The sequence below is a fragment of the Ramlibacter sp. P4_H7 genome, assembly GCF_056400765.1.
In genome coordinates this window covers 565,210-589,220 of sequence record NZ_JBFUKP010000001.1, presented here as the reverse complement: position 1 = coordinate 589,220, position 24,011 = coordinate 565,210, and the positions used below count along the sequence as shown (strand labels likewise).

At 67.9% G+C, this 24,011-nt stretch carries 18 protein-coding genes and 1 tRNA gene; 12 read left to right on the top strand and 7 right to left on the bottom strand.

Going from position 1 to position 24,011, the window contains the following annotated elements; all coding sequences use genetic code 11:
- The first annotated feature begins 230 nt into the window (after positions 1-230).
- The 9 genes from rpoB to AC1DSA_RS02900 all read left to right on the top strand — a co-directional run bounded on the left by rpoB (position 231) and on the right by AC1DSA_RS02900 (position 15,023).
- On the top strand, positions 231-4,343 hold the full coding sequence (gene rpoB, locus AC1DSA_RS02940) for a DNA-directed RNA polymerase subunit beta (RefSeq protein WP_477885857.1): 4,113 nt from the start codon (positions 231-233) through the stop codon (positions 4,341-4,343).
- Between the two features lie 20 nt (positions 4,344-4,363).
- Positions 4,364-8,590: a DNA-directed RNA polymerase subunit beta' gene (rpoC, locus tag AC1DSA_RS02935; RefSeq protein WP_477885855.1), complete on the top strand. Its 4,227-nt coding sequence runs from the start codon at positions 4,364-4,366 to the stop codon at positions 8,588-8,590.
- Between the two features lie 68 nt (positions 8,591-8,658).
- Positions 8,659-9,222 carry a LemA family protein gene (locus AC1DSA_RS02930; RefSeq protein WP_477885853.1) on the top strand — a complete coding sequence of 188 codons (564 nt, stop codon included), beginning with the start codon at positions 8,659-8,661 and terminating at the stop codon, positions 9,220-9,222.
- A gap of 81 nt (positions 9,223-9,303) precedes the next feature.
- Positions 9,304-10,644 (top strand): 16S rRNA (cytosine(967)-C(5))-methyltransferase RsmB, encoded by a 1,341-nt coding sequence (gene rsmB / locus AC1DSA_RS02925; RefSeq protein WP_477885851.1) that lies wholly within the window; start codon positions 9,304-9,306, stop codon positions 10,642-10,644.
- Positions 10,619-11,236: a DUF4390 domain-containing protein gene (locus AC1DSA_RS02920; RefSeq protein ID WP_477885849.1), complete on the top strand. Its 618-nt coding sequence runs from the start codon at positions 10,619-10,621 to the stop codon at positions 11,234-11,236. The genes rsmB and AC1DSA_RS02920 overlap by 26 nt, the downstream gene beginning before the upstream one ends.
- Positions 11,182-13,494 carry a sensor histidine kinase gene (locus tag AC1DSA_RS02915; protein ID WP_477885847.1) on the top strand — a complete coding sequence of 771 codons (2,313 nt, stop codon included), beginning with the start codon at positions 11,182-11,184 and terminating at the stop codon, positions 13,492-13,494. Before AC1DSA_RS02920 ends, AC1DSA_RS02915 begins: the two co-directional genes overlap by 55 nt.
- A 44-nt stretch (positions 13,495-13,538) precedes the next feature.
- Positions 13,539-14,252, top strand: coding sequence for a response regulator (locus AC1DSA_RS02910; RefSeq protein ID WP_477885845.1), 714 nt, complete (start codon positions 13,539-13,541; stop codon positions 14,250-14,252).
- Between the two features lie 49 nt (positions 14,253-14,301).
- Positions 14,302-14,377: transfer RNA gene (locus tag AC1DSA_RS02905), tRNA-Phe, on the top strand.
- Positions 14,378-14,465: 88 nt separating this feature from the next.
- Positions 14,466-15,023 (top strand): cytochrome b, encoded by a 558-nt coding sequence (locus AC1DSA_RS02900; protein ID WP_477885843.1) that lies wholly within the window; start codon positions 14,466-14,468, stop codon positions 15,021-15,023.
- A 6-nt stretch (positions 15,024-15,029) separates the two neighbouring features.
- Here AC1DSA_RS02900 and AC1DSA_RS02895 read toward each other — a convergent pair whose 3' ends face one another.
- Both AC1DSA_RS02895 and AC1DSA_RS02890 read right to left on the bottom strand, forming a co-directional pair.
- A complete protein-coding gene (locus tag AC1DSA_RS02895; protein WP_477885841.1) occupies positions 15,030-15,638 on the bottom strand; it encodes an ABC-type transport auxiliary lipoprotein family protein in 609 nt (202 codons plus the stop codon).
- Positions 15,635-16,624 carry an MlaD family protein gene (locus AC1DSA_RS02890; RefSeq protein ID WP_477885839.1) on the bottom strand — a complete coding sequence of 330 codons (990 nt, stop codon included), beginning with the start codon at positions 16,622-16,624 and terminating at the stop codon, positions 15,635-15,637. Before AC1DSA_RS02890 ends, AC1DSA_RS02895 begins: the two co-directional genes overlap by 4 nt.
- A 58-nt stretch (positions 16,625-16,682) precedes the next feature.
- On the opposite strand from AC1DSA_RS02890, the gene AC1DSA_RS02885 reads away from it, so the two are divergent.
- From AC1DSA_RS02885 to AC1DSA_RS02875, 3 genes are all read left to right on the top strand, one after another.
- Positions 16,683-17,405 carry a haloacid dehalogenase type II gene (locus tag AC1DSA_RS02885; RefSeq protein WP_477885837.1) on the top strand — a complete coding sequence of 241 codons (723 nt, stop codon included), beginning with the start codon at positions 16,683-16,685 and terminating at the stop codon, positions 17,403-17,405.
- Positions 17,406-17,501: 96 nt separating this feature from the next.
- A complete protein-coding gene (locus AC1DSA_RS02880) occupies positions 17,502-17,714 on the top strand; it encodes a hypothetical protein (protein ID WP_477885835.1) in 213 nt (70 codons plus the stop codon).
- On the top strand, positions 17,711-17,926 hold the full coding sequence (locus AC1DSA_RS02875; protein WP_477885833.1) for a hypothetical protein: 216 nt from the start codon (positions 17,711-17,713) through the stop codon (positions 17,924-17,926). The genes AC1DSA_RS02880 and AC1DSA_RS02875 overlap by 4 nt, the downstream gene beginning before the upstream one ends.
- Here the strand turns inward: AC1DSA_RS02875 and gspE are convergent.
- The 5 genes from gspE to gspL are packed head-to-tail and all read right to left on the bottom strand — an operon-like array spanning position 17,923 to position 24,009.
- Positions 17,923-19,326 (bottom strand): type II secretion system ATPase GspE, encoded by a 1,404-nt coding sequence (gspE, locus tag AC1DSA_RS02870; RefSeq protein WP_477885832.1) that lies wholly within the window; start codon positions 19,324-19,326, stop codon positions 17,923-17,925. The two genes, AC1DSA_RS02875 and gspE, sit on opposite strands and share 4 nt — an antisense overlap.
- 2 nt (positions 19,327-19,328) lie before the next feature.
- A complete protein-coding gene (gene gspD, locus AC1DSA_RS02865) occupies positions 19,329-21,512 on the bottom strand; it encodes a type II secretion system secretin GspD (protein ID WP_477885830.1) in 2,184 nt (727 codons plus the stop codon).
- A 17-nt stretch (positions 21,513-21,529) separates the two neighbouring features.
- The gene (gspN, locus tag AC1DSA_RS02860; RefSeq protein ID WP_477885828.1) at positions 21,530-22,321 is read right to left on the bottom strand and encodes a type II secretion system protein N; all 792 of its coding nucleotides are present in this window, start codon (positions 22,319-22,321) and stop codon (positions 21,530-21,532) included.
- A 3-nt stretch (positions 22,322-22,324) separates the two neighbouring features.
- A complete protein-coding gene (gspM, locus tag AC1DSA_RS02855; protein ID WP_477885826.1) occupies positions 22,325-22,804 on the bottom strand; it encodes a type II secretion system protein GspM in 480 nt (159 codons plus the stop codon).
- Positions 22,801-24,009 (bottom strand): type II secretion system protein GspL, encoded by a 1,209-nt coding sequence (gene gspL / locus AC1DSA_RS02850; RefSeq protein ID WP_477885824.1) that lies wholly within the window; start codon positions 24,007-24,009, stop codon positions 22,801-22,803. The genes gspM and gspL overlap by 4 nt, the downstream gene beginning before the upstream one ends.
- Positions 24,010-24,011 lie beyond the last annotated feature (2 nt).

Below are 24,011 nucleotides of genomic sequence, written 5' to 3'. Positions count from 1 at the left end.
CGCCGCCCGCAGGCGGGTTTTGTGCCCCAGGCACAAAGCACCAAAAAGCACTCCCCGACCGGGAATGTTTTTTAGTGTTTTCTGATCCGACTGCAGAAGACTGCTTGGTTCGGGTCCGGTGCAATGCCGGGCCGTCCGCCAAGGTTGGTAGAGGCCAACCCGCCAAGAACGCGCCCCGCCCGGCGCCCGACAGTTGCCGAATCTACGAGATTCACTAGCCCGGAGATTTCATGGCCTATTCCTATACCGAACGCAAGCGCATCCGCAAGAGCTTCGGCAAACGCGACAGCGTGCTCGAAGTGCCGTACCTGCTGCAGATGCAGAAGGATGCGTACACCGCCTTCCTCCAAGCCGACGTGGCGCCGCAGAAGCGCACGATCGAGGGCCTGCAGGCCGCGTTCGATTCCGCCTTCCCGATCGTGTCGCACAACGGGTTCGTGGAGATGAAGTTCATCGAATACAACCTGGCCAAGCCCGCGTTCGACGTGCGCGAGTGCCAGACCCGCGGACTCACCTTCGCCTCGGCCGTGCGCGCCAAGGTGCAGCTGATCATCTACGACCGCGAATCCTCCACTCCCGGCTCCAAGGTCGTGAAGGAAGTGAAGGAGCAGGAGGTCTACATGGGCGAAGTGCCGCTCATGACTGACAAGGGCTCGTTCATCATCAACGGCACCGAGCGCGTGATCGTCTCCCAGCTGCACCGTTCGCCGGGCGTGTTCTTCGAGCACGACAAGGGCAAGACGCACAGCTCGGGCAAGCTGCTGTTCTCGGCGCGGATCATTCCCTACCGTGGGTCCTGGCTCGACTTCGAGTTCGACCCGAAGGACGTGCTGTACTTCCGCGTCGACCGCCGCCGCAAGATGCCGGTCACCATCCTGCTCAAGGCCATCGGCCTGACGCCGGAAACGATCCTGGCGAACTTCTTCGTCAACGACAACTTCCGCCTGATGGACAGCGGCGCCCAGCTGGAGTTCGTGGCCGACCGCCTGCGCGGTGAAGTCGCCCGCTTCGACATCACCGACAAGTCCGGCAAGGTCGTGGTCGCGAAGGACAAGCGCGTCACCGCCCGCCACACTCGCGAGCTGGAAACGACCAACACCACGCACATCAGCGTGCCGGAAGACTTCCTGGTCGGCCGCGTGGTCGCCCGCAACATCATCGACCCGGACACGGGCGAGATCATCGCCAAGGCGAACGACGAGCTGACCGAAGCGCTGCTGAAGAAGCTGCGCGCGGCCCACATCCAGGAAATCCAGTGCATCTACACGAATGAACTGGACCAGGGCCCGTACATCGCGCAGACGCTGCGCATCGACGAGACCGCCGACGAGTTCGCCGCCCGCGTCGCCATCTACCGCATGATGCGCCCCGGCGAGCCGCCGACCGAGGACGCGGTGCAGGCCCTGTTCCAGCGCCTGTTCTACAACCCGGACACGTACGACCTGTCGCGCGTGGGCCGCATGAAATTCAACGCCAAGGTCGGCCGCGACACCTCGGACGGCCCGATGGTCCTGACCAACGACGACATCCTGTCGGTGGTGAAGATCCTGGTGGACCTGCGCAACGGCCGCGGTGAAGTCGACGACATCGACCACCTGGGCAACCGCCGCGTGCGCTGCGTCGGCGAGCTGGCCGAGAACCAGTACCGCACCGGCCTCGCCCGCATCGAGAAGGCCGTGAAGGAGCGCCTGGGCCAGGCCGAGCAAGAGCCGCTGATGCCGCACGACCTGATCAACTCCAAGCCGATTTCCGCGGCCCTCAAGGAGTTCTTCGGCGCGTCGCAGCTGTCGCAGTTCATGGACCAGACCAACCCGCTGTCAGAGATCACGCACAAGCGCCGGGTCTCCGCACTGGGCCCGGGCGGCCTGACGCGCGAGCGCGCCGGCTTCGAAGTGCGCGACGTGCACGTCACGCACTACGGCCGCGTGTGCCCGATCGAGACGCCGGAAGGCCCGAACATCGGCCTGATCAACTCGCTGGCCCTGTACGCCCGCCTGAACGAGTACGGCTTCATCGAGACGCCGTACCGCCGCGTGCGCGACGGCAAGGTCACGATGGACATCGACTACCTGTCCGCCATCGAGGAAGGCAAGTACGTCATCGCCCAGGCGAACGCCACGCTGGACAAGGACGGCCGCCTCACCGGTGACCTGGTGTCCGCGCGCGAGAAGGGCGAATCGATCCTGGTGGGCGCCGAGCGCATCCAGTACATGGACGTGTCGCCCGCGCAGATCGTGTCGGTGGCCGCCTCGCTGGTGCCCTTCCTGGAGCACGACGACGCGAACCGGGCGCTGATGGGCGCCAACATGCAGCGCCAGGCCGTGCCCGTGCTGCGCCCCGAGAAGGCCTTCGTCGGCACCGGCATCGAGCGCGTCTCCGCGATCGACTCCGGGACGGTGGTGACCGCCACCCGCGGCGGCGTGGTCGACTACGTCGACGCCACCCGCATCGTGGTGCGGGTGAACGACGCGGAAGCCCAGGCCGGCGAAGTCGGCGTGGACATCTACAACCTGATCAAGTACCAGCGTTCCAACCAGAACACCAACATCCACCAGCGTCCGATCGTCCAGCGCGGCGACAAGATCGCCAAGGGCGACGTGATCGCCGACGGCGCGTCGACGGACCTGGGTGAACTGGCCCTGGGCCAGAACATGCTGGTGGCGTTCATGCCCTGGAACGGCTACAACTTCGAGGACTCGATCCTGATCAGCGAACGCGTCGTCGCCGAAGACCGCTACACCTCGATCCACATTGAGGAACTGGTGGTGATGGCGCGCGACACCAAGCTGGGCCCGGAAGAAATCACCCGCGATATCCCGAACCTGTCCGAGCAGCAGCTCAATCGCCTGGACGAGTCCGGCATCATCTACGTCGGCGCCGAAGTCCAGCCGGGCGACGTGCTGGTGGGCAAGGTCACGCCGAAGGGCGAGACCACGCTGACGCCGGAAGAAAAGCTGCTGCGCGCGATCTTCGGCGAGAAGGCGTCCGACGTGAAGGACACGTCGCTGCGCGTGGACCAGGGCTCGCAGGGCACCGTGATCGACGTGCAGGTCTTCACCCGTGAAGGCATCCAGCGCGACAAGCGCGCCCAGCAGATCATCGACGACGAGCTCAAGCGCTTCCGCCTGGACCTGAACGACCAGCTGCGCATCGTCGAAGCCGACGCGTTCGACCGGATCGCCAAGCTGCTGAATGGCCGCGAAGCCAACGGCGGCCCGCAGAAGCTGAACAAGGGCGCGAAGATCGACCGCGCGTACCTCGACTCCGTCGAGAAGTACCACTGGTTCGACATCCGCCCGGCCGAAGATGAAGTGGCCTCGCAGCTCGAGTCCATCAAGAACTCGCTGGAGCAGACCCGCCACAGCTTCGACCTGGCCTTCGAAGAGAAGCGCAAGAAGCTCACGCAGGGCGACGAGCTGCCGGCGGGCGTGCTGAAGATGGTCAAGGTCTACCTGGCCGTCAAGCGTCGGCTGCAACCGGGCGACAAGATGGCCGGCCGCCACGGCAACAAGGGTGTCGTGTCCAAGATCGTTCCGGTCGAGGACATGCCCTACATGGCCGACGGCACGCCGTGCGACATCGTGCTGAACCCGCTGGGCGTGCCTTCGCGCATGAACGTGGGCCAGGTGCTGGAAGTGCACCTGGGCTGGGCCGGCAAGGGCATCGGCCAGCGCATCGGCGACCTGCTGCAGCAGGAGTCCGCGATCGCCGAGGTGCGTTCCTTCCTGGACCAGCTGTACAACAAGTCCGGCAAGAAGGAAGCGCTGAACGAACTGTCCGACCACGACGTGCTCGAGATGGCCGGCCAGCTTTCCAAGGGCGTGCCCTTCGCGACGCCGGTGTTCGACGGCGCTTCCGAGGAAGAGATCCGCGGCATGCTGAAGGTCGCCTTCCCCGAGGAAGTGGCCAAGCGCAAGGGCCTCACGGCCACGCGCACCCAGGCCTGGCTGTGCGACGGCCGCACCGGCGACCAGTTCGAGCGCCCGGTGACCGTCGGCTACATGCACGTGCTCAAGCTGCACCACCTGGTGGACGACAAGATGCACGCGCGCTCGACCGGTCCCTACAGCCTGGTCACGCAGCAGCCGCTGGGCGGCAAGGCGCAGTTCGGCGGCCAGCGTTTCGGCGAGATGGAAGTGTGGGCGCTGGAAGCCTACGGCGCTTCCTACACGCTGCAGGAAATGCTCACCGTCAAGTCCGACGACGTGCAGGGCCGCACCAAGGTGTACGAGTCCATCGTCAAGGGCGAGCACGCGATCGATGCCGGCATGCCGGAATCGTTCAACGTGCTGGTGAAGGAAATCAGGTCGCTCGGCATCGACATCGAGCTCGAGCGCTCCTAAGCAGGAAAGGACAGAGTTACATGAAATCGCTACTCGACCTGTTCAAGCAGTTCACGCCGGACGAGCATTTCGATGCCATCCGCATCGGCATCGCCTCGCCCGAGAAGATCCGTTCCTGGTCCTTCGGCGAAGTGAAGAAGCCGGAAACGATCAACTACCGGACCTTCAAGCCGGAGCGGGACGGCCTGTTCTGCGCCAAGATCTTCGGCCCGATCAAGGACTACGAGTGCCTGTGCGGCAAGTACAAGCGCCTGAAGCACCGCGGCGTGATCTGCGAGAAATGCGGCGTCGAAGTGACGCAGACCAAGGTGCGCCGCGAGCGGATGGGTCACATCGACCTGGCCGCGCCCTGCGCGCACATCTGGTTCCTGAAGTCGCTGCCGTCGCGCCTGGGCCTGGTGCTCGACATGACGCTGCGCGACATCGAGCGCGTGCTGTACTTCGAAGCCTACGTAATCACCGACCCCGGCATGACCCCGCTGAAGAAGTTCGGGATCATGTCCGAGGACGACTACGACGCCAAGCGCAAGGAATACGGTGACGAGTTCATCGCCAAGATGGGCGCCGAGGGCATCAAGGACCTGCTGGAAGGCATCGACCTCGACATCGAGATCGAGAAGCTGCGCGGCGACCTGACCGGCTCCGAAGTCAAGGTCAAGAAGAATGCCAAGCGCCTGAAGGTGCTCGAGGCCTTCAAGAAGTCCGGCATGAAGCCGGGCTGGATGGTCATGGAAGTGCTGCCCGTGCTGCCGCCGGACCTGCGTCCGCTGGTGCCGCTGGACGGCGGCCGCTTCGCGACCTCCGACCTGAATGACCTGTACCGCCGCGTCATCAACCGCAACTCGCGCCTGAAGCGCCTGCTGGAGCTGAAGGCGCCCGAGATCATCGCGCGCAACGAGAAGCGCATGCTGCAGGAAGCCGTGGACTCCCTGCTGGACAACGGCCGTCGCGGCAAGGCGATGACCGGCGCCAACAAGCGTGCCCTGAAGTCGCTGGCCGACATGATCAAGGGCAAGAGCGGCCGCTTCCGCCAGAACCTGCTGGGCAAGCGCGTCGACTACTCCGGCCGTTCGGTGATCACCGTGGGCCCGACCCTCAAGCTGCACCAGTGCGGCCTGCCCAAGCTGATGGCGCTGGAGCTGTTCAAACCCTTTATCTTCTCGCGCCTGGAAGCCATGGGCATCGCCACTACCATCAAGGCGGCGAAGAAGGAAGTGGAAGCCGGCACGCCGGTCGTGTGGGACATCCTCGAAGAGGTGATCAAGGAGCACCCGGTCCTGCTGAACCGTGCCCCCACGCTGCACCGCCTGGGCATCCAGGCCTTCGAGCCGATCCTGATCGAAGGCAAGGCGATCCAGCTGCACCCGCTCGTCTGCGCGGCGTTCAACGCCGACTTCGACGGCGACCAGATGGCCGTCCACGTCCCGCTGTCGGTGGAAGCGCAGATGGAAGCCCGCACGCTGATGCTGGCCTCCAACAACGTGCTGTTCCCCGCCAACGGCGAGCCCTCCATCGTTCCCTCGCAGGACGTGGTGCTGGGCCTGTATTACACGACCCGTGAGCGCACCAACGGCAAGGGCGAAGGCATGGTCTTCACCGACGTGGCCGAAGTGCTGCGCGCGCTGGAGTGCGGCGTGGTCGAACTGACCGCCAAGATCGCCGTGCGCCTGGTGGAGTGGGAGAAGGACAAGGACAGCGGCCAGTTCGTGCCGCACACCCGCCTGTTCGACACCACGGCCGGCCGCGCGCTGCTGTCCGAGATCCTGCCCAAGGGCCTGCCTTTCAGCGTGCTGAACAAGGCGCTGAAGAAGAAGGAGATCAGCAAGCTGATCAACATCTCCTTCCGCAAGTGCGGCCTGAAGGAAACCGTGGTCTTCGCCGACAAGCTGCTGCAGAACGGGTTCCGCCTGGCGACCAAGGCCGGCATCTCCATCGCGGTGGACGACATGCTCGTGCCGCCGGAGAAGGCCGCCATCATCGAACGCTCCGAAAAGGAAGTGAAGGAGATCGAGCAGCAGTACGTCTCGGGTCTCGTCACCGCCGGCGAGCGCTACAACAAGGTGGTGGACATCTGGGGCAAGGCCGGCGACGAAGTGTCCAAGGTCATGATGGCCCAGCTCGCCAAGGAAAAGGTCATCGACCGCCACGGCAAGGAAGTGGACCAGGAGTCCTTCAACTCCATCTACATGATGGCCGACTCCGGCGCCCGTGGTTCCGCCGCGCAGATTCGCCAGCTGGCGGGCATGCGGGGCCTGATGGCCAAGCCGGACGGCTCGATCATCGAGACGCCCATCACGGCCAACTTCCGTGAAGGCCTGAACGTTCTGCAGTACTTCATCTCCACCCACGGCGCCCGCAAGGGCCTGGCGGACACGGCGCTGAAGACCGCGAACTCGGGCTACCTCACCCGCCGCCTGGTGGACGTGACGCAGGACCTGGTGGTGACCGAGGTCGACTGCGGCACCGCCGACGGCGCGTTGATGCGCGCCATCGTCGAGGGCGGCGAAGTGATCGAGTCGCTGCGCGACCGCATCCTGGGCCGCGTCGCGGCCGAGGACGTGCTGCACCCGGAATCGCGTGCGGTGATGGTGAGTGCCGCCACGATGCTGGACGAAGACCTGATCGACGAGCTGGAAGCAGCCGGCGTCGACGAAGTCAAGGTCCGCACCGCGCTGAACTGCGCCACGCGCTTCGGCCTGTGCGCCAAGTGCTACGGCCGTGACCTCGGCCGCGGCGGCCTGGTGAACGTCGGCGAAGCGGTCGGCGTGATCGCCGCCCAGTCGATCGGCGAGCCGGGCACGCAGCTGACGATGCGCACGTTCCACATCGGTGGCGCCGCTTCGCGCGCCGCCGTGGCTTCCAGCGTGGATGCCAAGTCCTCCGGTTCGGTGGGCTTCAACACCACGATGCGCTACGTGACCAACAGCAAGGGCGAGCTGGTCGTCATCTCGCGTTCCGGCGAGATCGTGATCCACGACGAGCACGGCCGCGAGCGCGAGCGCCACAAGGTGCCGTACGGCGCGATCCTGGCGGTGAAGGCCGACCAGACCATCAAGGCCGGCACGATCCTGGCCAACTGGGACCCGCTGACCCGACCCATCATCACGGAGTTCGCCGGCAAGGTGAAGTTCGAGAACGTGGAAGAGGGCCTGACGGTCGCCAAGCAGGTGGACGAGGTCACCGGCCTGTCCACGCTGGTGGTGATCGACCCGAAGCGCCGCGGCTCCGCCAAGGTGGTGCGTCCGCAGGTGAAGCTGGTCGACCCGGCCGGCAACGAGGTGAAGATCCCCGGCACCGACCACTCGGTGACGATCGCCTTCCAGGTCGGCTCGCTGGTGCAGGTGCGCGACGGCCAGGACGTCGGCCCGGGCGAAGTGCTGGCCCGCATCCCGGTCGAAGGGCAGAAGACCCGCGACATCACGGGCGGCCTGCCGCGCGTGGCGGAGCTGTTCGAAGCCCGTTCGCCCAAGGACAAGGGCGTGCTGGCCGAGATGACCGGCACGGTGTCGTTCGGCAAGGAGACCAAGGGCAAGATCCGCCTGCAGATCACCGATCCGGAAGGCGGCGTGCACGAGGAGCTGGTGCCCAAGGAGAAGAACATCCTGGTGCACGAAGGCCAGGTGGTCAACAAGGGCGAATCCGTGGTCGACGGCCCGGCCGATCCGCAGGACATCCTGCGCCTGCTGGGCTCCGAGGAACTGGCGCGCTACATCGTCGATGAAGTGCAGGACGTCTACCGCCTGCAGGGCGTGAAGATCAACGACAAGCACATCGAGGTGATCGTTCGCCAGATGCTGCGCCGCGTGATCGTCGAGAACGTGGGCGAGTCCGACTACATTGCCGGCGAGCAGGTCGAGCGTTCGGAGATCCTGGACACCAACGACCGCCTGCGCGGCGAGGGCAAGATCCCGCCGACCTACAGCAACCTGCTGCTCGGCATCACGAAGGCCTCGCTGTCGACCGACTCGTTCATCTCCGCCGCTTCCTTCCAGGAAACGACGCGGGTGCTGACCGAGGCGGCGATCATGGGCAAGCGCGACGAGCTGCGTGGCCTGAAGGAAAACGTCATCGTCGGCCGACTGATCCCGGCCGGCACCGGCATGGCGTACCACGTCGCGCGCAAGGCCAAGGACCAGATGGACGAGGCCGAGCGCCGCGCCATCGCCGACGCCGAAGCGGCGGAGCTCGCCGCCGTGACGGAAGGCAGCGTCTCCGAGACGAATGAGGGCACCGCCGCCGCCGAATAAGCGCGGTCCGCCTTAAACTGCCAAGCGCCACTGCCCTGCCGGGCGGTGGCGCTTTTTTCCTTGGGGCCATGCAGACGTCGTCGTTTCTTCCCTGGGTCATCGCCGCGTTCACCGTCTTCTGGTCGGTGGGCGCCTACAACCGGCTGGTGCGCCTGCGCTCGGATGCCAACGCGGCCTTCGCCGCGCTGGAGTCCGAATTGCTCAAGCAGGTGCAGCTGGTGCACGGCTGCGTGCCACCGGAAGAGGACCAGCAGCAATCGCAATTCACTGGCGGCAGCGCCTTCTGGGGCGGGCTGCAGGGGGCGGCGGCGCAGCTGTCCGCCTCGCTGGCCTCGGCCAAGGCCAGGCCGTTGGACCCGGAGCGCATCGCCGCGCTCGGGGCGGCCCAGGAGATCCTCGGCATGGCGTGGGACCGCGCCGAGCGGGACGACGCCCACGATCTGGCCGGTCCGCGCTTGCCGGAAGATTTCAGCGGCGAGCGCGAGCAGGTCGTGCGCATGACGCAGGCCGCCACCGAGCAGTTCAACCAGGCGGTCAGCCGCTACAACGAGGCGATCGCGCAGTTCCCCGCGGTCCTGCTCGCCTGGCTGTTCGGGTTTCACGCCGCTCGCGGCCTGCGCGCGCGGCCCTGAAAACGAACATCTCGGCGCAGAACTTCTGGCCCAACACGTGGGCCAGGCGAGGGTGGCCGACCGGGGTGCCACAATCGCCGGATGACAGGTCCGGCGCCACCCCTCTGGCGGCAGCTGCAGGCTGCCGCTTCCGTTTTGGCGGCCGTGCGCCACGGAAGCTCGGCGACACCGGCACTGGCGCAAGTGGCGCCGGAACTGCGTCCGGGCGTGCAGGCACTCACCTTCCATGTGCTGCGTCACCTCGGGCGCGCCGAAGCGCTGCGCAAGCTGCTGGCCCAGCGCGCGCCGCCTCCCGCAGCCGATGCCCTGCTTTGCACGGCGCTGGCGCTGGCCTGGCGCGACGAAGATGCTCCCTATCCCCCTTTCACGCTGGTCGACCAGACGGTAGAGGCCGCCAAGCGCCAGCACGAGACGCGCAACCAGCAGGGCTTCGTCAACGCCTGCCTGCGCCGCTTCCTGCGCGAGCGCGAGCAGCTGGTCGCCGCCAGCAGCGACGACCCCGTCGCTCGCTGGAACCATCCGCGCTGGTGGATCGCCCGCCTGCAGCACGATTACCCGGAAGACTGGCAGGACATTCTCGAGGCGAACAACCGTGCCGCGCCGATGACGCTGCGGGTGAACACCCACCGCATCTCGCGCGAGCCCTTGCGTGACCTGCTGCGGGCCGGCCACATCGACTCCGAGCCGGTGGGTGAGCACGGCCTGCTGCTGGACCGCCCGCACCCGGTGGACGCCATCCCGGGCTTCGCCGACGGACTTTGGTCGGTCCAGGACGCCGGCGCGCAGCTGGCCGCGCAGCTGATGGTGCCAGGGTTGCCCGCCCAGGCCCGTGTGCTGGATGCCTGTGCCGCCCCCGGCGGCAAGACGGCGCACCTGTGCGAACTCGCGCCCCATGCGCAGGTGCTGGCGCTGGACGTGGACGCCGTGCGCTGCGAGCGCATCCACCAGAACCTGCAGCGCCTGGGCCTGAAGGCCGACGTGCGCACGGCGGACGCCGGTGCGCCGGCCTCCTGGTGGGACGGGCAGGGCTTCGATGCGATCCTTCTGGACGCGCCTTGCACCGCCTCCGGCATCGTGCGCCGGCACCCCGACGTGCGGTGGCTGCGGCGGCCGGGGGACGTGGCCCAGCTGGCGGAGCAGCAAAAGCGGTTGCTCACTGCGCTCTGGCCGTTGCTGCATCCCGGCGGCCGGTTGGTGTACTGCACCTGCTCTGTTTTTCATGCCGAGGGCCAGGCCCAGATCGATGCGTTTCTTGCGCACAACAGCACGGCTCTTTTGGGGCCCGGCCCCGGCCATTTATTGCCCGGCAACCAAGCCCAGGCCGGGGGTGTCCCGGACAATCAACCCAGTGACCACGACGGCTTCTTCTACGCGGTGCTGCAAAAGAGTGCACTGGATGCACCGGCCCGCCTCGGCGATTGAGCGGCTGGCCCGGTCGTGGCTGTGCGCCTGCCTGGTGCTGCTGACGGGCGCCACCGCCGCCTGGGCCCAGGTGAACTCCGCCGAAGTGACCCAGCTCCAGGTCGACCGCTCCGAGGACGGCGTCATGCTGGGCGCGACCGTGCACTTCGAGCTGCCGCAAGTGGTGGAGGATGCGCTGGCCAAGGGCATCCCCATGTTCTTCCTGGCCGAGGCGACGATCTACCGGGACCGCTGGTACTGGTATGACAAGCGCGTCGCCTACTCCGCCCGCCACATGCGCCTGGCCTACCAGCCGCTGACGCGGCGCTGGCGCCTGCAGGTGTCGTCGGCGCCGATCGGCAGCTCCGGCATGGTGCTGGGCCAGACCTTCGACACGCGCGAGGAAGCCGTGGCGGCCATCCAGCGCGTCTCCCGCTGGCGGATCGCCGACGCGGCGGACGTGGACCCGGAGGCTACACACACCATCGACTTCCGGTTCCGGCTCGACATGTCGCAGCTGCCGCGACCGTTCCAGATCGGCGCCGTCGGCCAGGCCGAATGGGTCATCCTGGCCGTTCGCACCCAACGCCTCGTGCTGGACAACCCGCGGTGAACCTGCCCCGTCCCCCAGAAGGACCGCCGCGCAAGCTGATCGAGAGTTCGCGCGCCTGGCGCTGGGCCATCGTCGTCGGCGTCGCAGTGGCCATCGGCATCGCGATCGTGCTGATGTTCCTGCTCACGCAGGCGACCAACAACCGCGATTTCTACGAGCGCAACTACGGCCGCCTGTTCGCGCTGAACATGGTGGTGGCGGGCATGCTGCTCGCGGTCATCCTCTGGGTGTTCGTGCGGCTGGCCTCCCGCCTGCGGCGCGGCAAGTTCGGCAGCCGCCTGCTGGTGAAGTTGGCGGCGATCTTTGCGCTTGTGGGTCTGATGCCAGGCGTGCTGATCTACGTCGTTTCCTACCAGTTTGTCTCGCGTTCCATCGAAAGCTGGTTCGACGTGAAGGTCGAAGGCGCGCTGGAAGCCGGCCTGAACCTGGGGCGGGCCACGCTGGACAGCTTGTCCAGCGACCTGGCCGCCAAGAGCCGCGGCGCGGCGGGCCAGCTCGCCGACGTGTCCGACGCATCCTCCGCGCTGGCGCTGGAACGCATCCGCGAGCAGATGGGCGCCAGCGACGTGATCCTGTGGAGTTCGGCCGGGCAGATGATCGCCAGCACGGGGCAGTCGCGCTTCCAGCTGAATCCCGAGCGGCCGACGCCGCAACAGCTGCGCACGGTCCGCGCGCAACGGGCCTTCACCATCGTCGAAGGGCTGGACGATCCGGGCGCCGTGCAGAACAACAATGCCCGGATCAAGGCGGTCGTGCCCGTGCCGCAGCCCAGCCTGGGGTTGCTGGCGGAGTCGCGCTACCTGCAGGTCACCGTGCCGATCGCCCCCGCGCTGGTCGCCAATGCGATCGCGGTGCAGGAGGCCAACCGCGAGTACCAGGAGCGGGCGCTGGCGCGCGAAGGCCTGCGCCGCATGTACATCGGCACGCTCACACTGAGCCTGTTCCTGGCGGTGTTCGGCGCCGTTCTGCTGGCCATCGTCCTGGGCAACCAGCTGGCCCGCCCGCTGCTGCTGCTGGCCGCCGGCGTGAGCGAAGTCGCCGCGGGCGACCTGTCACCCAAGCCGGCTCTGCAGGGCAAGGACGAACTGGGTGGACTGACGCGCTCCTTCGCCCAGATGACGCAGCAGCTGTCCGATGCGCGCGCGGCGGTGGAACGCAGCATGGACCAGGTGAGCGCCGCCCGCGCCAACCTGCAGACGATCCTGGACAACCTCACGGCGGCCGTGATCGTGCTGGACCGGGAGAGCCGGGTCCTGACCTCGAACCCCGGCGCCTCGCGCATCCTGCGCTTCCCGCTGGAGGACTACCAGGACCGGCGCCTCTCCGACGTGCCCGGGCTGGAGGCCTTCGGCGCGGCGGTGCAGCAGCGTTTCGACGAGTTCCTCACCGAGACGCAGGTGGTGGACCACTGGCAGCAGTCGTTCGAGCTGAACCTGGCCCGGCCCGGCGCAGCGCAGGCCAACGTGGTGACCCTGGTGGCGCGGGGCGCCGCCATGCCCGGCGACGCGCGGCTGCTGGTGCTGGACGACATTTCCGAGATCGTGTCCGCCCAGCGCGCGCAAGCCTGGGGCGAGGTGGCGCGGCGGCTGGCGCACGAGATCAAGAACCCGCTGACGCCGATCCAGCTCTCCGCCGAGCGCCTGGAGATGAAGCTTTCGAGCAAGCTCGCGGAGCCGGACCGGCTGGTGCTGGGCAAGGCAGTGCACACCATCGTCGACCAGGTGGATTCCATGAAGCGGCTGGTCAACGAGTTCCGCGACTATGCGCGGCTGCCCGCCGCGGAACTCAAGCCGGTCGACCTGAATTCCCTGGTGAACGACGTGCTGCACCTCTATGCGCGCGAGGGCGATGCCACCCGCGGCCAGGTGCCGGTGCGCGTCGAGCTGGACCCCGCCGCGCCGCGCATCCTGGGCGACCCGCAGCAGCTGCGGCAGGTGATCCACAACCTGCTGCAGAACGCGCAGGACGCCACCGAAGGCCGCCCGCACCCGGACGTGCTGATCCGCACGCAGTGGAGCGAGGCGTCCCGGCGTGTGCGGTTGGTGGTGCAGGACAACGGCAGCGGCTTCCCCGAGCACATCCTCAAGCGGGCCTTCGAGCCCTACGTGACCACGAAGACCAAGGGGACCGGCCTCGGACTGGCCGTCGTGAAAAAAATCGCGGATGAGCATGCGGCTCGTGTCGACCTGAAGAACCGGACTGCAGATGGAATCGTGCACGGGGCCCAAGTGTCGTTATCATTTGGAGTTGCGGGCTAACAACGCGGCCTTCACGACGTGACGGTCCAAACGCAGAGAGGGCGATGGCAAACATACTGGTGGTGGATGACGAGCTCGGGATCCGGGATCTGTTGTCCGAAATCCTCAACGACGAGGGACACACCGTCGAACTCGCGGAAAACGCGGCGCAGGCCCGGGCGGCGCGCCAGCGCATGCGGCCCGACCTGGTGCTGCTGGACATCTGGATGCCGGACACCGACGGGGTGACGCTGCTGAAGGAATGGTCCACGACCGGCTTGCTCACGATGCCCGTCATCATGATGAGCGGTCACGCGACGATCGAGACGGCAGTGGAGGCGACCAAGATCGGCGCCCACTCCTTCCTGGAAAAACCGATCACCATGCAGAAGCTGCTGAAGGCCGTGGAAACCGGCCTCGCACGCAACGGAGGTGCGGCGGCAGCCGTGCCCGCCATGCGCAAGCCCGGCATGGCAGGCGTGGTGCCGATGCCGGTGCCGGAGCTCACGGTCGAAGCGGCCATGACCGGCGGCCAGACCATTCCGCCGGTGGTGGAGATGGGGCCGCAGGCGCGGCAGCTCTTCGAACTGGACAAACCGCTGCGCGACGCGCGCGACGAATTCGAGAAGTGCTACTTCGAGTACCACCTCGCCCGAGAAGGTGGCTCCATGACGCGTGTGGCGGAGAAGACCGGGCTGGAGCGCACGCACCTGTATCGCAAGCTGAAGCAGCTGGGCGTCGACCTCTCGCGCAACAAGCGCAGCAGCTCCGCGGCCTGAGCGCGGGGCGGAGAGGGCAGCGGCCCCTCTGATATAATTTCCGGCTCACGGCCCGGTAGCTCAGTTGGTAGAGCAGCGGATTGAAAATCCGCGTGTCGGTGGTTCGATTCCGCCCCAGGCCACCAGGATCCCCGATGCCCCGGCACCCCTTGCGGTCCGGGGCATCGCTGTTTCCGGCGGGCGCAAAGCTTTCTACACTGGGCGCCAACGCCCATGACCCCGCTGGCCAACACCGTCGAGCGCTATGGCAGCATCGCCATGCTGCTGCATTGGGGGATGGCCGCGCTGCTGATCGCCTTGCTTGGCACCGGCCTGTACATGGTCCGATTGCCGGACGTGGGTTTCGACACCTGGAAGATCACCGTGATCCTGGTGCACAAGGCGCTGGGGATGGGCGCGCTGTTCGCCGTGGGCGTGCGCCTGCTCTGGCGGTGGGCCAACCTGCTGCCACGGCTGGTCGACGGTCTCCCGGAATGGCAGCAGGTCGCCGCGCGCTTCGTGCATCTCGCTTTTTACGCACTCATGTTCGCCGTCCCGCTCACCGGCTGGATCCTGAATTCGGCCGGCGGCTATCCGCTGACGTTCTTCGGCGCGTTCGACATCCCGGACCTGGTGGCGAACAACGAATTCCTCTTCCACCTGTTCATCGACGTCCATCGGTGGCTGGCGTACGCGCTGCTGCTGTTCCTGCTGCTGCACGCCGGTGCGGCGCTGCGGCACCACCTCCAGCTGCGGGACGATACCTTGCGAAGGATGCTGCCGGGGGCGTAGGTCGGCTCAGGGACTGTTGTCGAGCACGAAGCCGGCGAGCTGCTCCAGCGCGCTGGCCATCGCCGCGTTGGCCGCGGCTACGCCGGCCTGGGGACTTCCCTGCTGCATCGGCTGCTTCACGGTGAACTCGCGCGTGGCGAGCACGCGGTTCGCGCTCCCGTCGCTCAAGCGCACGCGCAGCGACAGGCGCACGGCAGGAGGCTCCTGCGCGAAGTCCTGCACCAGCTCCATGATCTCCGTGCGCAGGCCGAGCGCGTAGGCGCCCGTGTGCGGTGAGGTCACCACGGCGCGAAACGCTCCCGTCGATTCCAGCGTGCGCACCACCAGAGGCTGGAGCATCTGCGGCGGCGTCTCCGCCCACTGGTTCTGGGCGTAGTAGGCCAGGTGGTGCGGACGCAGGCTGTAGGCCATCTGCGGCGTGTCGATGGCGGGCCTCGCCTCGGGCGGGAACACGAGCAGGGTGTTGGCGCCCGCCGCTCGATGCGGCACTTGCGCAGGCATCTGGTCCAGCAGCGCGGAAGTCATCGTCGGGTCGCCTGGCGGCCCGAGCGCGCAGCCGGCCAGGCCCGCTGCGAGCACGATGACGGAGAGTGCGTTCGGGAGGGCGCGCGTCATTGCGCCTCGCCCGGCCCGGGCGGCGTCGTGTTGCCGCCGCGCAGGAGCAGCGAGGGATTGCGCTTGATGCGCGTCGTCGTTTCATTGAGCGTCGTCGACAGCTGGTCCAGACGCGTCAGCGTGCGCTGGGCCTCCGGAAGGATCTGCGTCTGCAGGGAGAGCACCGCATCGTTGCTCGACTGCAGCAGCGGTTCGAAGCGCGTGCTCGCCTGTTCTGTGTTGCGCAGGATCACGCTCATGCGCTCGTTCACCGAGGTCGAAAGGCCGTCCAGCCGCACCAGCGTTTCGCGCGTCCGGGGCAGCACTTCTTCCTGCAACGTCTTCACGGCGTCGTTGCTCGATTGCAGGAGTGGCTGCATCTGGGCGCTCGCCTTCTCCGCATTGGCGATGATGGCGCCCAGCTTCTGGTTGTTGGCCGACAGGGTCTGCGTCACCTGTTCCAGGCTCGCGAGCGAATCCTTCAGCGCGGCGACCGTCTTGCGATCGAACACGGTCTGCAGGAGCGCGCCGACGTTCTGCACGGTCTGGTTCATCTGCTCGATCGTCGTGTCCATGCTCACCACCTGGGCCGGCGCGCTGGCCAGCAGCGGATACGGACTGTCGCGGGCAGGGGCCAGGGCCTGCCCGGCGCGGCCGGTGTCCTCCAGGTTGACATAGACGTACCCCGTGAATCCGCGTGCAGCCAGTCCACGGCCCGTGATGGTGGCCACCGTCGCGGAAGTGACGGGAACATCCCGGCGGACTTCGATCAGCACCCGCACGAGCTTCGGCTGCAGCAGTTCCACCACCTGCACCTTGCCGACTTCGACGCCGTGGAACTCCACGGGTGCGCCGCGCACCAGTCCGGAGACGGCGTCCTGCGAACGGATCTCGTAGGTGGCGTAGCGCGCCGCCGACGCGATCAGCCACACCATCACGCCCGCTGCGACCGCGGCCAGTGCGGCCGCGAACAGCCACCTCGCCTTGTTCTCCGGACTCGTGGTCATCCTCGTGCATCCCTTCCGTGCGCCTGCGCAACAGGATGCAGCAGCCTACACTGTTCGCATGGATGCTGCCAATCGGTGGAAAGATGCCGGATCTGTCGAGGTTCTTGCCTTCGACATCTTCGGGACTGTCGTCGACTGGCACGGCAGCATCGTGCGGGAAATGAAGGCACTGCATCCGCAGGTCGATGGCGATGCCTTCGCACGGGCCTGGCGCGCGGGCTACCGGCCTGCCATGGCGCGCGTGATGTCGGGTGAGCTGGGGTGGAGGCTGATCGACGACCTGCACCGCATGGTCCTCGACCAGATCCTGCCGCAGTTCGGCCTGGAACACCTGGACGACGAAGCCAGGCGGCACCTCAATCACGTCTGGCACCGGCTCGATCCCTGGCCGGAGGCGGTCGAGGGCCTGCAGCGCCTGAAGCGCCGCTACATCCTGTGTACGCTGTCCAACGGCAACCTGGGACTGCTCACCCGCATGGCCAAGCGCGCGGGGCTGCCCTGGGATTGCGTGCTGTCCGCCGAAGTGTTCCGGGCCTACAAGCCCGACCCCGCCACCTACCTCGGCGTGGCACGGGTGTTCGACGTCGCGCCCCAGCGCGTGATGCTGGTCGCGGCCCACCACGACGACCTCGCGGGCGCCCGTGCGTGCGGACTGCGCACCGCTTATGTGGAGCGCGCGTTGGAGTTCGGATCCTCCCATCCCAAGGACGTCCGCCCCCAGCCGGGCAACGACCTGCACAGCGCCAGCTTGTCGGACCTTGCCGACCAGCTTGGCTGCTGAGCCTGCATGTAGTCACGTGCTGACAGCCCAGCGCGGGTGCCGCCTAGGCCGGGCCGCGCACGCGGCCTAGCCGGGTCGTGCACGAGGCGTCGCACCATGGCCTGGAAGAAGGAACCCTCCATGCCTGAAGATCGCACCCCCATCGACCACGGGCTGGCGCATCCGCAACCGGAGCGCGGCACCATTCCCCAACCCAGGCCCCAGGCGGATGAAGATCCGCGCGAACTGGTGCCGAACCAGCAAGGCTCGGACGAAGGCAAGCAGGAAGGCGTTGGCGGCCATACCAACTTCGTGCAGACGCCGGAATGAGCGAGACCGCGATGGTGATGTTCAAGGCCCAGTTCAAGCCGTCGGCCCGCAACGCGAACGCCAGCGACAGGCCGAAGGCGCAGCAACAGCAGCAGCCCCAACCCGCGCCGACGGAGCAGGAACGCAAGGTGCCGCCGATCGAGCAGGAGCGCGGCCCGCAGTACCCGGTCAAGGAACCGGGCCCCGGCAATCCGCCAGAGCGTGCGCGCTAGTCGCGCGTGACGCGCAGCACTTCCTCGCGCGAGGTGATGCCCTCGCGCACCAGGCGATCGCCGTCCTCGCGCATGAGGCGCATGCCCGCAGCCAGCGCGGCGGTGCGGATGTCCGCCTCGGAGGTGCGGTTGTGGATCAGGCTGCGGATGCGGTCGTCGGCCAGCATCAGCTCGAAGATGCCCTTGCGGCCCTGGTAGCCGGTGTAGCCGCAGTGGGCGCAGCCACGCGCCGCGCCGTCCGCGGCGCCCTTGCAGTGTTCGCACAGCTTGCGCACCAGCCGCTGCGCAAGCACGCCCAGCAATGAGGAACTCAGCAGGAAGGGCTCCACGCCCATGTCCGTCAGGCGGGTCACGGCGCTTGCGGCATCGTTGGTGTGCAACGTGGCCAGCACCAGGTGGCCGGTGAGCGAAGCCTGGATCGCGATCTGCGCCGTTTCGTAGTCGCGGATCTCGCCGATCATGATCACGTCCGGGTCCTGCCGCAGGATCGCGCGCAGTGCCTTGGCGAAGTCGAGGTCGATCTTCGGGTTCACCTGCGTCTGGCCGATGCCGGGCAGCTCGTACTCGATCGGATCCTCCACCGTCATGATGTTGCTGCTGCCGGCATCGAGCCGGCTGAGGGCGGCGTAGAGCGTGGTGGTCTTGCCGGAGCCGGTGGGCCCGGTGACCAGGATGATTCCGTGCGGCTGGGTGATCAGGTCCAGGAAGCGGTCCAGCGTGTCGCCCGTCATGCCGACCGCCTCCAGGCTGATGCGGCTGTCGCTCTTGTCCAGCAGGCGCAGCACCGCCCGCTCGCCGTGGGCGCTGGGCAGGGTGGAGACCCGCACGTCCACCGCGCGCGTGCCGATGCGCAGGGAGATGCGGCCGTCTTGCGGCAGTCGCTTCTCCGCGATGTCCAGTTCCGCCATGATCTTCAGGCGCGAGATCAGCGCCGCGTGCAGCGCGCGATTCGGCTGCACCACCTCGCGCAAGGTGCCGTCCACGCGGAACCTCACGCTGGAGTGACGCTCGTAGGGTTCGATGTGGATGTCGCTGGCGCCGTCGCGCGCCGCCTGCGTGAGCAGGGCGTTGAGCATGCGGATGATCGGCGCGTCGTCGCTGGCCTCCAGCAGGTCCTCCACCGCCGGCAGCTCCTGCATCATGCGCGTGAGGTCGGCGTCGTTCTGCACTTCGCTCACCACGGTGGCGGCACTGGACTCGCCCTGCGCGTAGGCGGCGCTGATGCGTTGCGCCAGCGCGGCCGGCTCCAACTGCTGCAGGTTGCGCACCGGGAACTTGCGCATCACCTCGCTCCACGCGGGCGCCGGCTTGCCGGAATGCCAGAGGACGAGCTGCGCGCCGTCGTCTTCCAGCAGCAGTTGCTGGCTGCGCGCGAAGGCGTAGGGCAGGGGGTAGCGCATGGCTAGCGCGTGACCGGCGCGTTGCTGGACGGGACCGGGGCCGGGGCCGGGTCGAAGGGCGAGCCCGTCTTGGGCGGTGCAGATGTTCCGGGCGTGGCGGCGTTGGGCCAGGCGAACTCGGGTGCGAGCGGCGCGCTCGGCACGCCTTGCAGCAGGAGATTGGGCGCCGGCTGGACGACCTGCTGCCTGGCCCGCATGAGGTTGTACTTGTCCATGGAAATGGCGTCGGTTTCCGACGAGTCCCGCATGATGACCGGGCGCAGGAACACCATCAGGTTGGTCTTGCTGCGCGAGCGCGTCTCCGTGCGGAACAGGTTGCCGATTACGGGCACGTCGCCCAGGAAGGGCACCTTCTGCTCGTTGCCGGAGTACTGGTCCTGCAGCAGGCCGCCCAGCACGATCACCCCACCGTCGTCGACCAGCACGTTCGATTCGATCTGCCGCTTGTTCGTGGTCGGGCCGTTGAGGTCCTTCTCAGTGCCGGCCTTCACGCTGGACGCTTCCTGGTAGATCGTGAGGCGCACGGTGCCGTTGTCGTTGATCTGGGGCTTCACGCGCAGCGTCAGGCCGACGTCCTTGCGCTCGATGGTCTGGAACGGGTTCACCGAGCTGTTGGAGGTGCCCGTGTTGGTGAACTGGCCGGTGACGAAGGGGACGTTCTGGCCGATCACGATCTTGGCTTCCTCGTTGTCCAGGGTCAGCAGGGTCGGGGTTGACAGCACGTTGCCGTCGCCGCTGCTCTGGAAGAAGCGCGCCAGGAAGTTCAGTACGTAGGTGCCGTTGATGTTGCGCACCGTGCCAAAGTTGAAGCCCGGCGACGGCACGGCGCCGCCGCTGGCCGCCTTGGTGGCCAGGTCGATGATGTTGGTGCCGCCTATGGTGAAGTTGCTGCCGAGCACGCCGATCAGGCTGCTGTTCTGGGTGCCCAGCACGTTCTGCCACTGGATGCCGAATTCGGCCGCCTTGTCGGCGTTCACTTCCACGATCAGGCTTTCCACCAGCACCTGTGCGCGACGCCCGTCGAGCTGGTCGATGACCGCGCGCAGTTGCCGGTATTGCGGCTCTGGCGCCGTGATGATGAGCGAGTTGGTCGCCGGGTCCGCCTGCACCTGGCCGCCCGTCGATGGCTGCGCGGAGGGCGTGATCGGCGCGTTCGCGGCGCTGGTGCCGGTGCCGCTGCCTGCGCCGCTGAGGCCACTGGTGACCAGGGGGGCGCTGGGCGTGCCGCCGCTCGCCGCAGCACCCGCCGCCCCGCCGCCGGTCAGGGATGTGCTCGTGCTGGCGATCGCGGCGCGCAGCACCACGGCCAGCTTCGTCGCTTCCGCATTGCGCAGGTACACCACATGGATGTTGCTGGCGGCGCCGACCGCGCCGGGCGTGTCGAGCCGCGCGATCAAGGAACGCACGAGGTTCAAGCGGGCCGGATTCGACGCCCGCACGATCAGCGAGTTGCTGCGCGGCTCGGCCAGCACCGTGGTGCGGAACGAGGTATCGGTCTGGCCCTGTCCCGCCGCGGGCGCGCCGCCGCCTGCGGTGGCACCCGACGCCTCCACCAGCCGCTGCACGACGGGCGCGAGGTCGACGGCCACCGCGTGCTGCAGGTTGATCACCTCCACGTCGGTGGCATTCGAGACGTCCAGCGCCGCGATGATCCGGGAGATACGCTGCAGGTTGTCGGCATAGTCCGTGATCACCAGCGAGTTGTTGCCGGGGTTCACGTTGATGGTGTTGTTGGGGCTGATCAGCGGACGCAGGATCGGCACCAGGTTGGCGGCATTCTCGAAGTTCAGGCGGAAGATCTGCGTGGCGATCTGGCTGCCGCCCGCCGTGCCGCCCACGGTGACGGAGCCTCCTTGCAGCTTGGCCTCGGCTTCCGGTACGACTTTCAGCAGCCCGCCGGACTCCACCACCGTGAAGCCGGACAGGCGCAGCGTGGACACGAACTGGTTGAAGGCCGTCGCAGGCGGCACCGGGTGGTCGGTGGACAGGTTCATCGTGCCCTTGACCCGCGGGTCCACGACGATGTTGCGGCCGGTGATGGCGGCCATGGTGCGTGCCACCGCTTCGATGTCGGCGTTGACGAAGTTCAGCGTGATCGGCTCGGTGGCGCGCTGGGCATGCACGCCCGGCGCCGCGCCCAGCAACAGGGCAACGGCCAGCGAGGCGGCAGCGAAACGGTAATTCATGCAGTGTTTCCCGGGGCCTAGCCTATGGAGATGAGCGAACGCGCCCCGCTGCGCCGCCCGATGATGTTCAACAGGTTGGCGAGGGCCGCTTCGCGCTCGGGCGCCGCGCTGGCCTCGCCGCGGAAGCGGAGCCGACCTCCCACCCACTGGCCGCTGCCTGACAGTTGCAGGCTGCCTTCCAGGGTCTCGAGCCGCAGCGTGGACTGCGCCCCGCCTTCCAGGGTGATGCGGTAGCTGCCCATGGGCCTCAGTGTCGACAGGCGCGACGCGACGCGCAACGCGACCAACTCCGCCCGGCCGGCCATGGCAGGACGTCCTGCGACCCATTCTACTGAAAGGCCCTGTGTGGCAAGCCGAACTTCACCGTCCAGTTGCAAAGTGTTCCAGGGGGTGCCGAGTCCGGCGGTGACCGCGGCCGGCCACTGGCTCGTGCCGTCGCCAACCTGCAATCGCACCCCGCCCCAGCGCCAGTGCGCCCGCAAGGCGACCGGTTGGGGGGTGCAGCACTCGGCGCGCAGGGAGGCCGCGACCCCGTCCCAGCGGGGTTGGACCTTCCAAGCGAGGCGGCCGGGAAGTGTTGTGGCATTGGTACTACCTGCTCCGCCGGTGAGCACGAGCTGGGCCGAACCAGTCCAGATGCTGCCGCGCGCGTCGGCCAGCAGCACCTGGCCGCCGGTGGCCTGCTCGACGCCGGCCGCCAGCCAGCGTGCGGGGGCGAAGACCAGGAACGCCAGGAGTGTCCCGAGGGCTGCGCCGGCGGTCGCCCACGCCCAGGGCGCATCGCTGCGGGTGGCAGGAACGCGTTGCACGGCTCAACGCGCCGGGAGCGTCAGCACCAGGGTGCCGTCCCAGCCGCTGGCGGCATTGCGCGCCAGCTTGGCTTCGCCAGGAATCGCCCGGGCGTTGGTCCGGACCTGGGACAGCCATTGCGCGAAGGCGCCGGCGGGTGCGTTCGTGAGCGTCACGGTCACGCGGTCGCCCGCGATGGTGTAGCGGGCCGCCGTGCCAAGCTGCTGGCGGATCGACGCCTCGAACTGGCGGATCGCCTCGTTCGGGTTCTGCCGGGGCTGGCCCTGCATGGCGCGCGCCTGGGACTGCATGCGCTTCATGGACTGGAGCTGCGCGTCCAGCGCGCGATGCTGCGCGTCCGCGGCACGGAGCGTCGCCAGTGCCGGGCCCAGCGCCACCCACCACAGCATGGCCAGGACAACGATTGCCGCTGCCGAGGCGGCCAGCATGCGCTCGCGCGGCGCGAGCATCGTCCAGCGTTGCCGCAGCATCGACGTGTTCATCGTCCATCCTCCGCGGCGATCACCAGCGACTCGCCCTCCGGCGTCGCGCCGTAGCCCAGGGGCTTCAATTGCGCCACCACGCCACTGAGTTCCTGCGGCGACAGGGCGAGGCCGCCCGCGCGCAGCTGCCCGCCACCGTACTCGATGCTGTTCGGGAAGCGTCCCGCAGGAAGGGCCAGCGCCAGCGCAGTCATCAGCGCGTCGAGGTCGCGCGGCGAGGCGGCGCCGGTCTGCTGCCGCAGCGCGGAGACCTCACGCTCCATCTGCACCGGCGCATCAACGATCAGTTTCACCTGTGGAAAGGTCTCGCGCAGCGTCGCCCGCACGGCCTCCTGCTTGGCTTCCAGGCTGCTGCGCTCCTTCCAGGCCCAGGCGTTCAGCCCCAGCAAGTTCGCCACCACGAGCAGGACCACGCCCCAGCGCGCCGGTCTCCAGGCGGGCGCACGCAGCACTTCGGTCCAGCCAGCGCTGAACTTCTTCAGGGCGCGGGCGCGCGACGAGCTGGCGAATTCGAACTGCGCCAGGTCCCAGCGGGTGCGCGCCGACCGGACCCAGCGCTGCGGCGCCTGCTGCAGCTTCCAGCGTCGGGCCAGCAAGTGTTCGGCCATCGATGCGACCGCGGGTTCGGCGTAGTGGCGTGCATCCCGCGGCAACGGGGGCAGCATCGGCAAGGTGGCGGCGGACAGCGGAAGGGCCAGGACGCCCCCCATGCCGCTGGCGACCATGACCGGGTGTTCCTGGTCGCCGAGGACGGTCAGGGCAGGCTTGCCGTCCGGAGTGAACTCCGGGACGATGCGGCCGACCGTGCGCCCGGCTGCCTCGAGCACCTGCAAAGCGCCGCGCAGCATGCCGCGGTCGCACACGGCAACCCAGGCACGCTCGCCGCCACGCGCGCCCGGCGCCAAGGCGAGGTGCACTGCATCCGTCTCGTCCAGCAGCTGTTCTTCCAGCAAGCCCTCCAGCACGGCACGCAAGCGCGCGGAGCCGGCGGTGACGCCCTTGGGCAGATCGACCTCGTGCCAGGCGAGGGCCTGGGACGGCACCACCGCCACCACTTCGGCGCCGGCGCCGCGCGGCAAGGGAAGCAGCGCAGCCGGGGCGCGCCCCTGGTCGGTGAGGTCCCTGCCGTCCTCGGTGACGGCATATGGCCACTCGGTCGCGCCGGTGGCGGGCTCGAGCGGCAGCGAAACGATGAGGGAGCTCATGG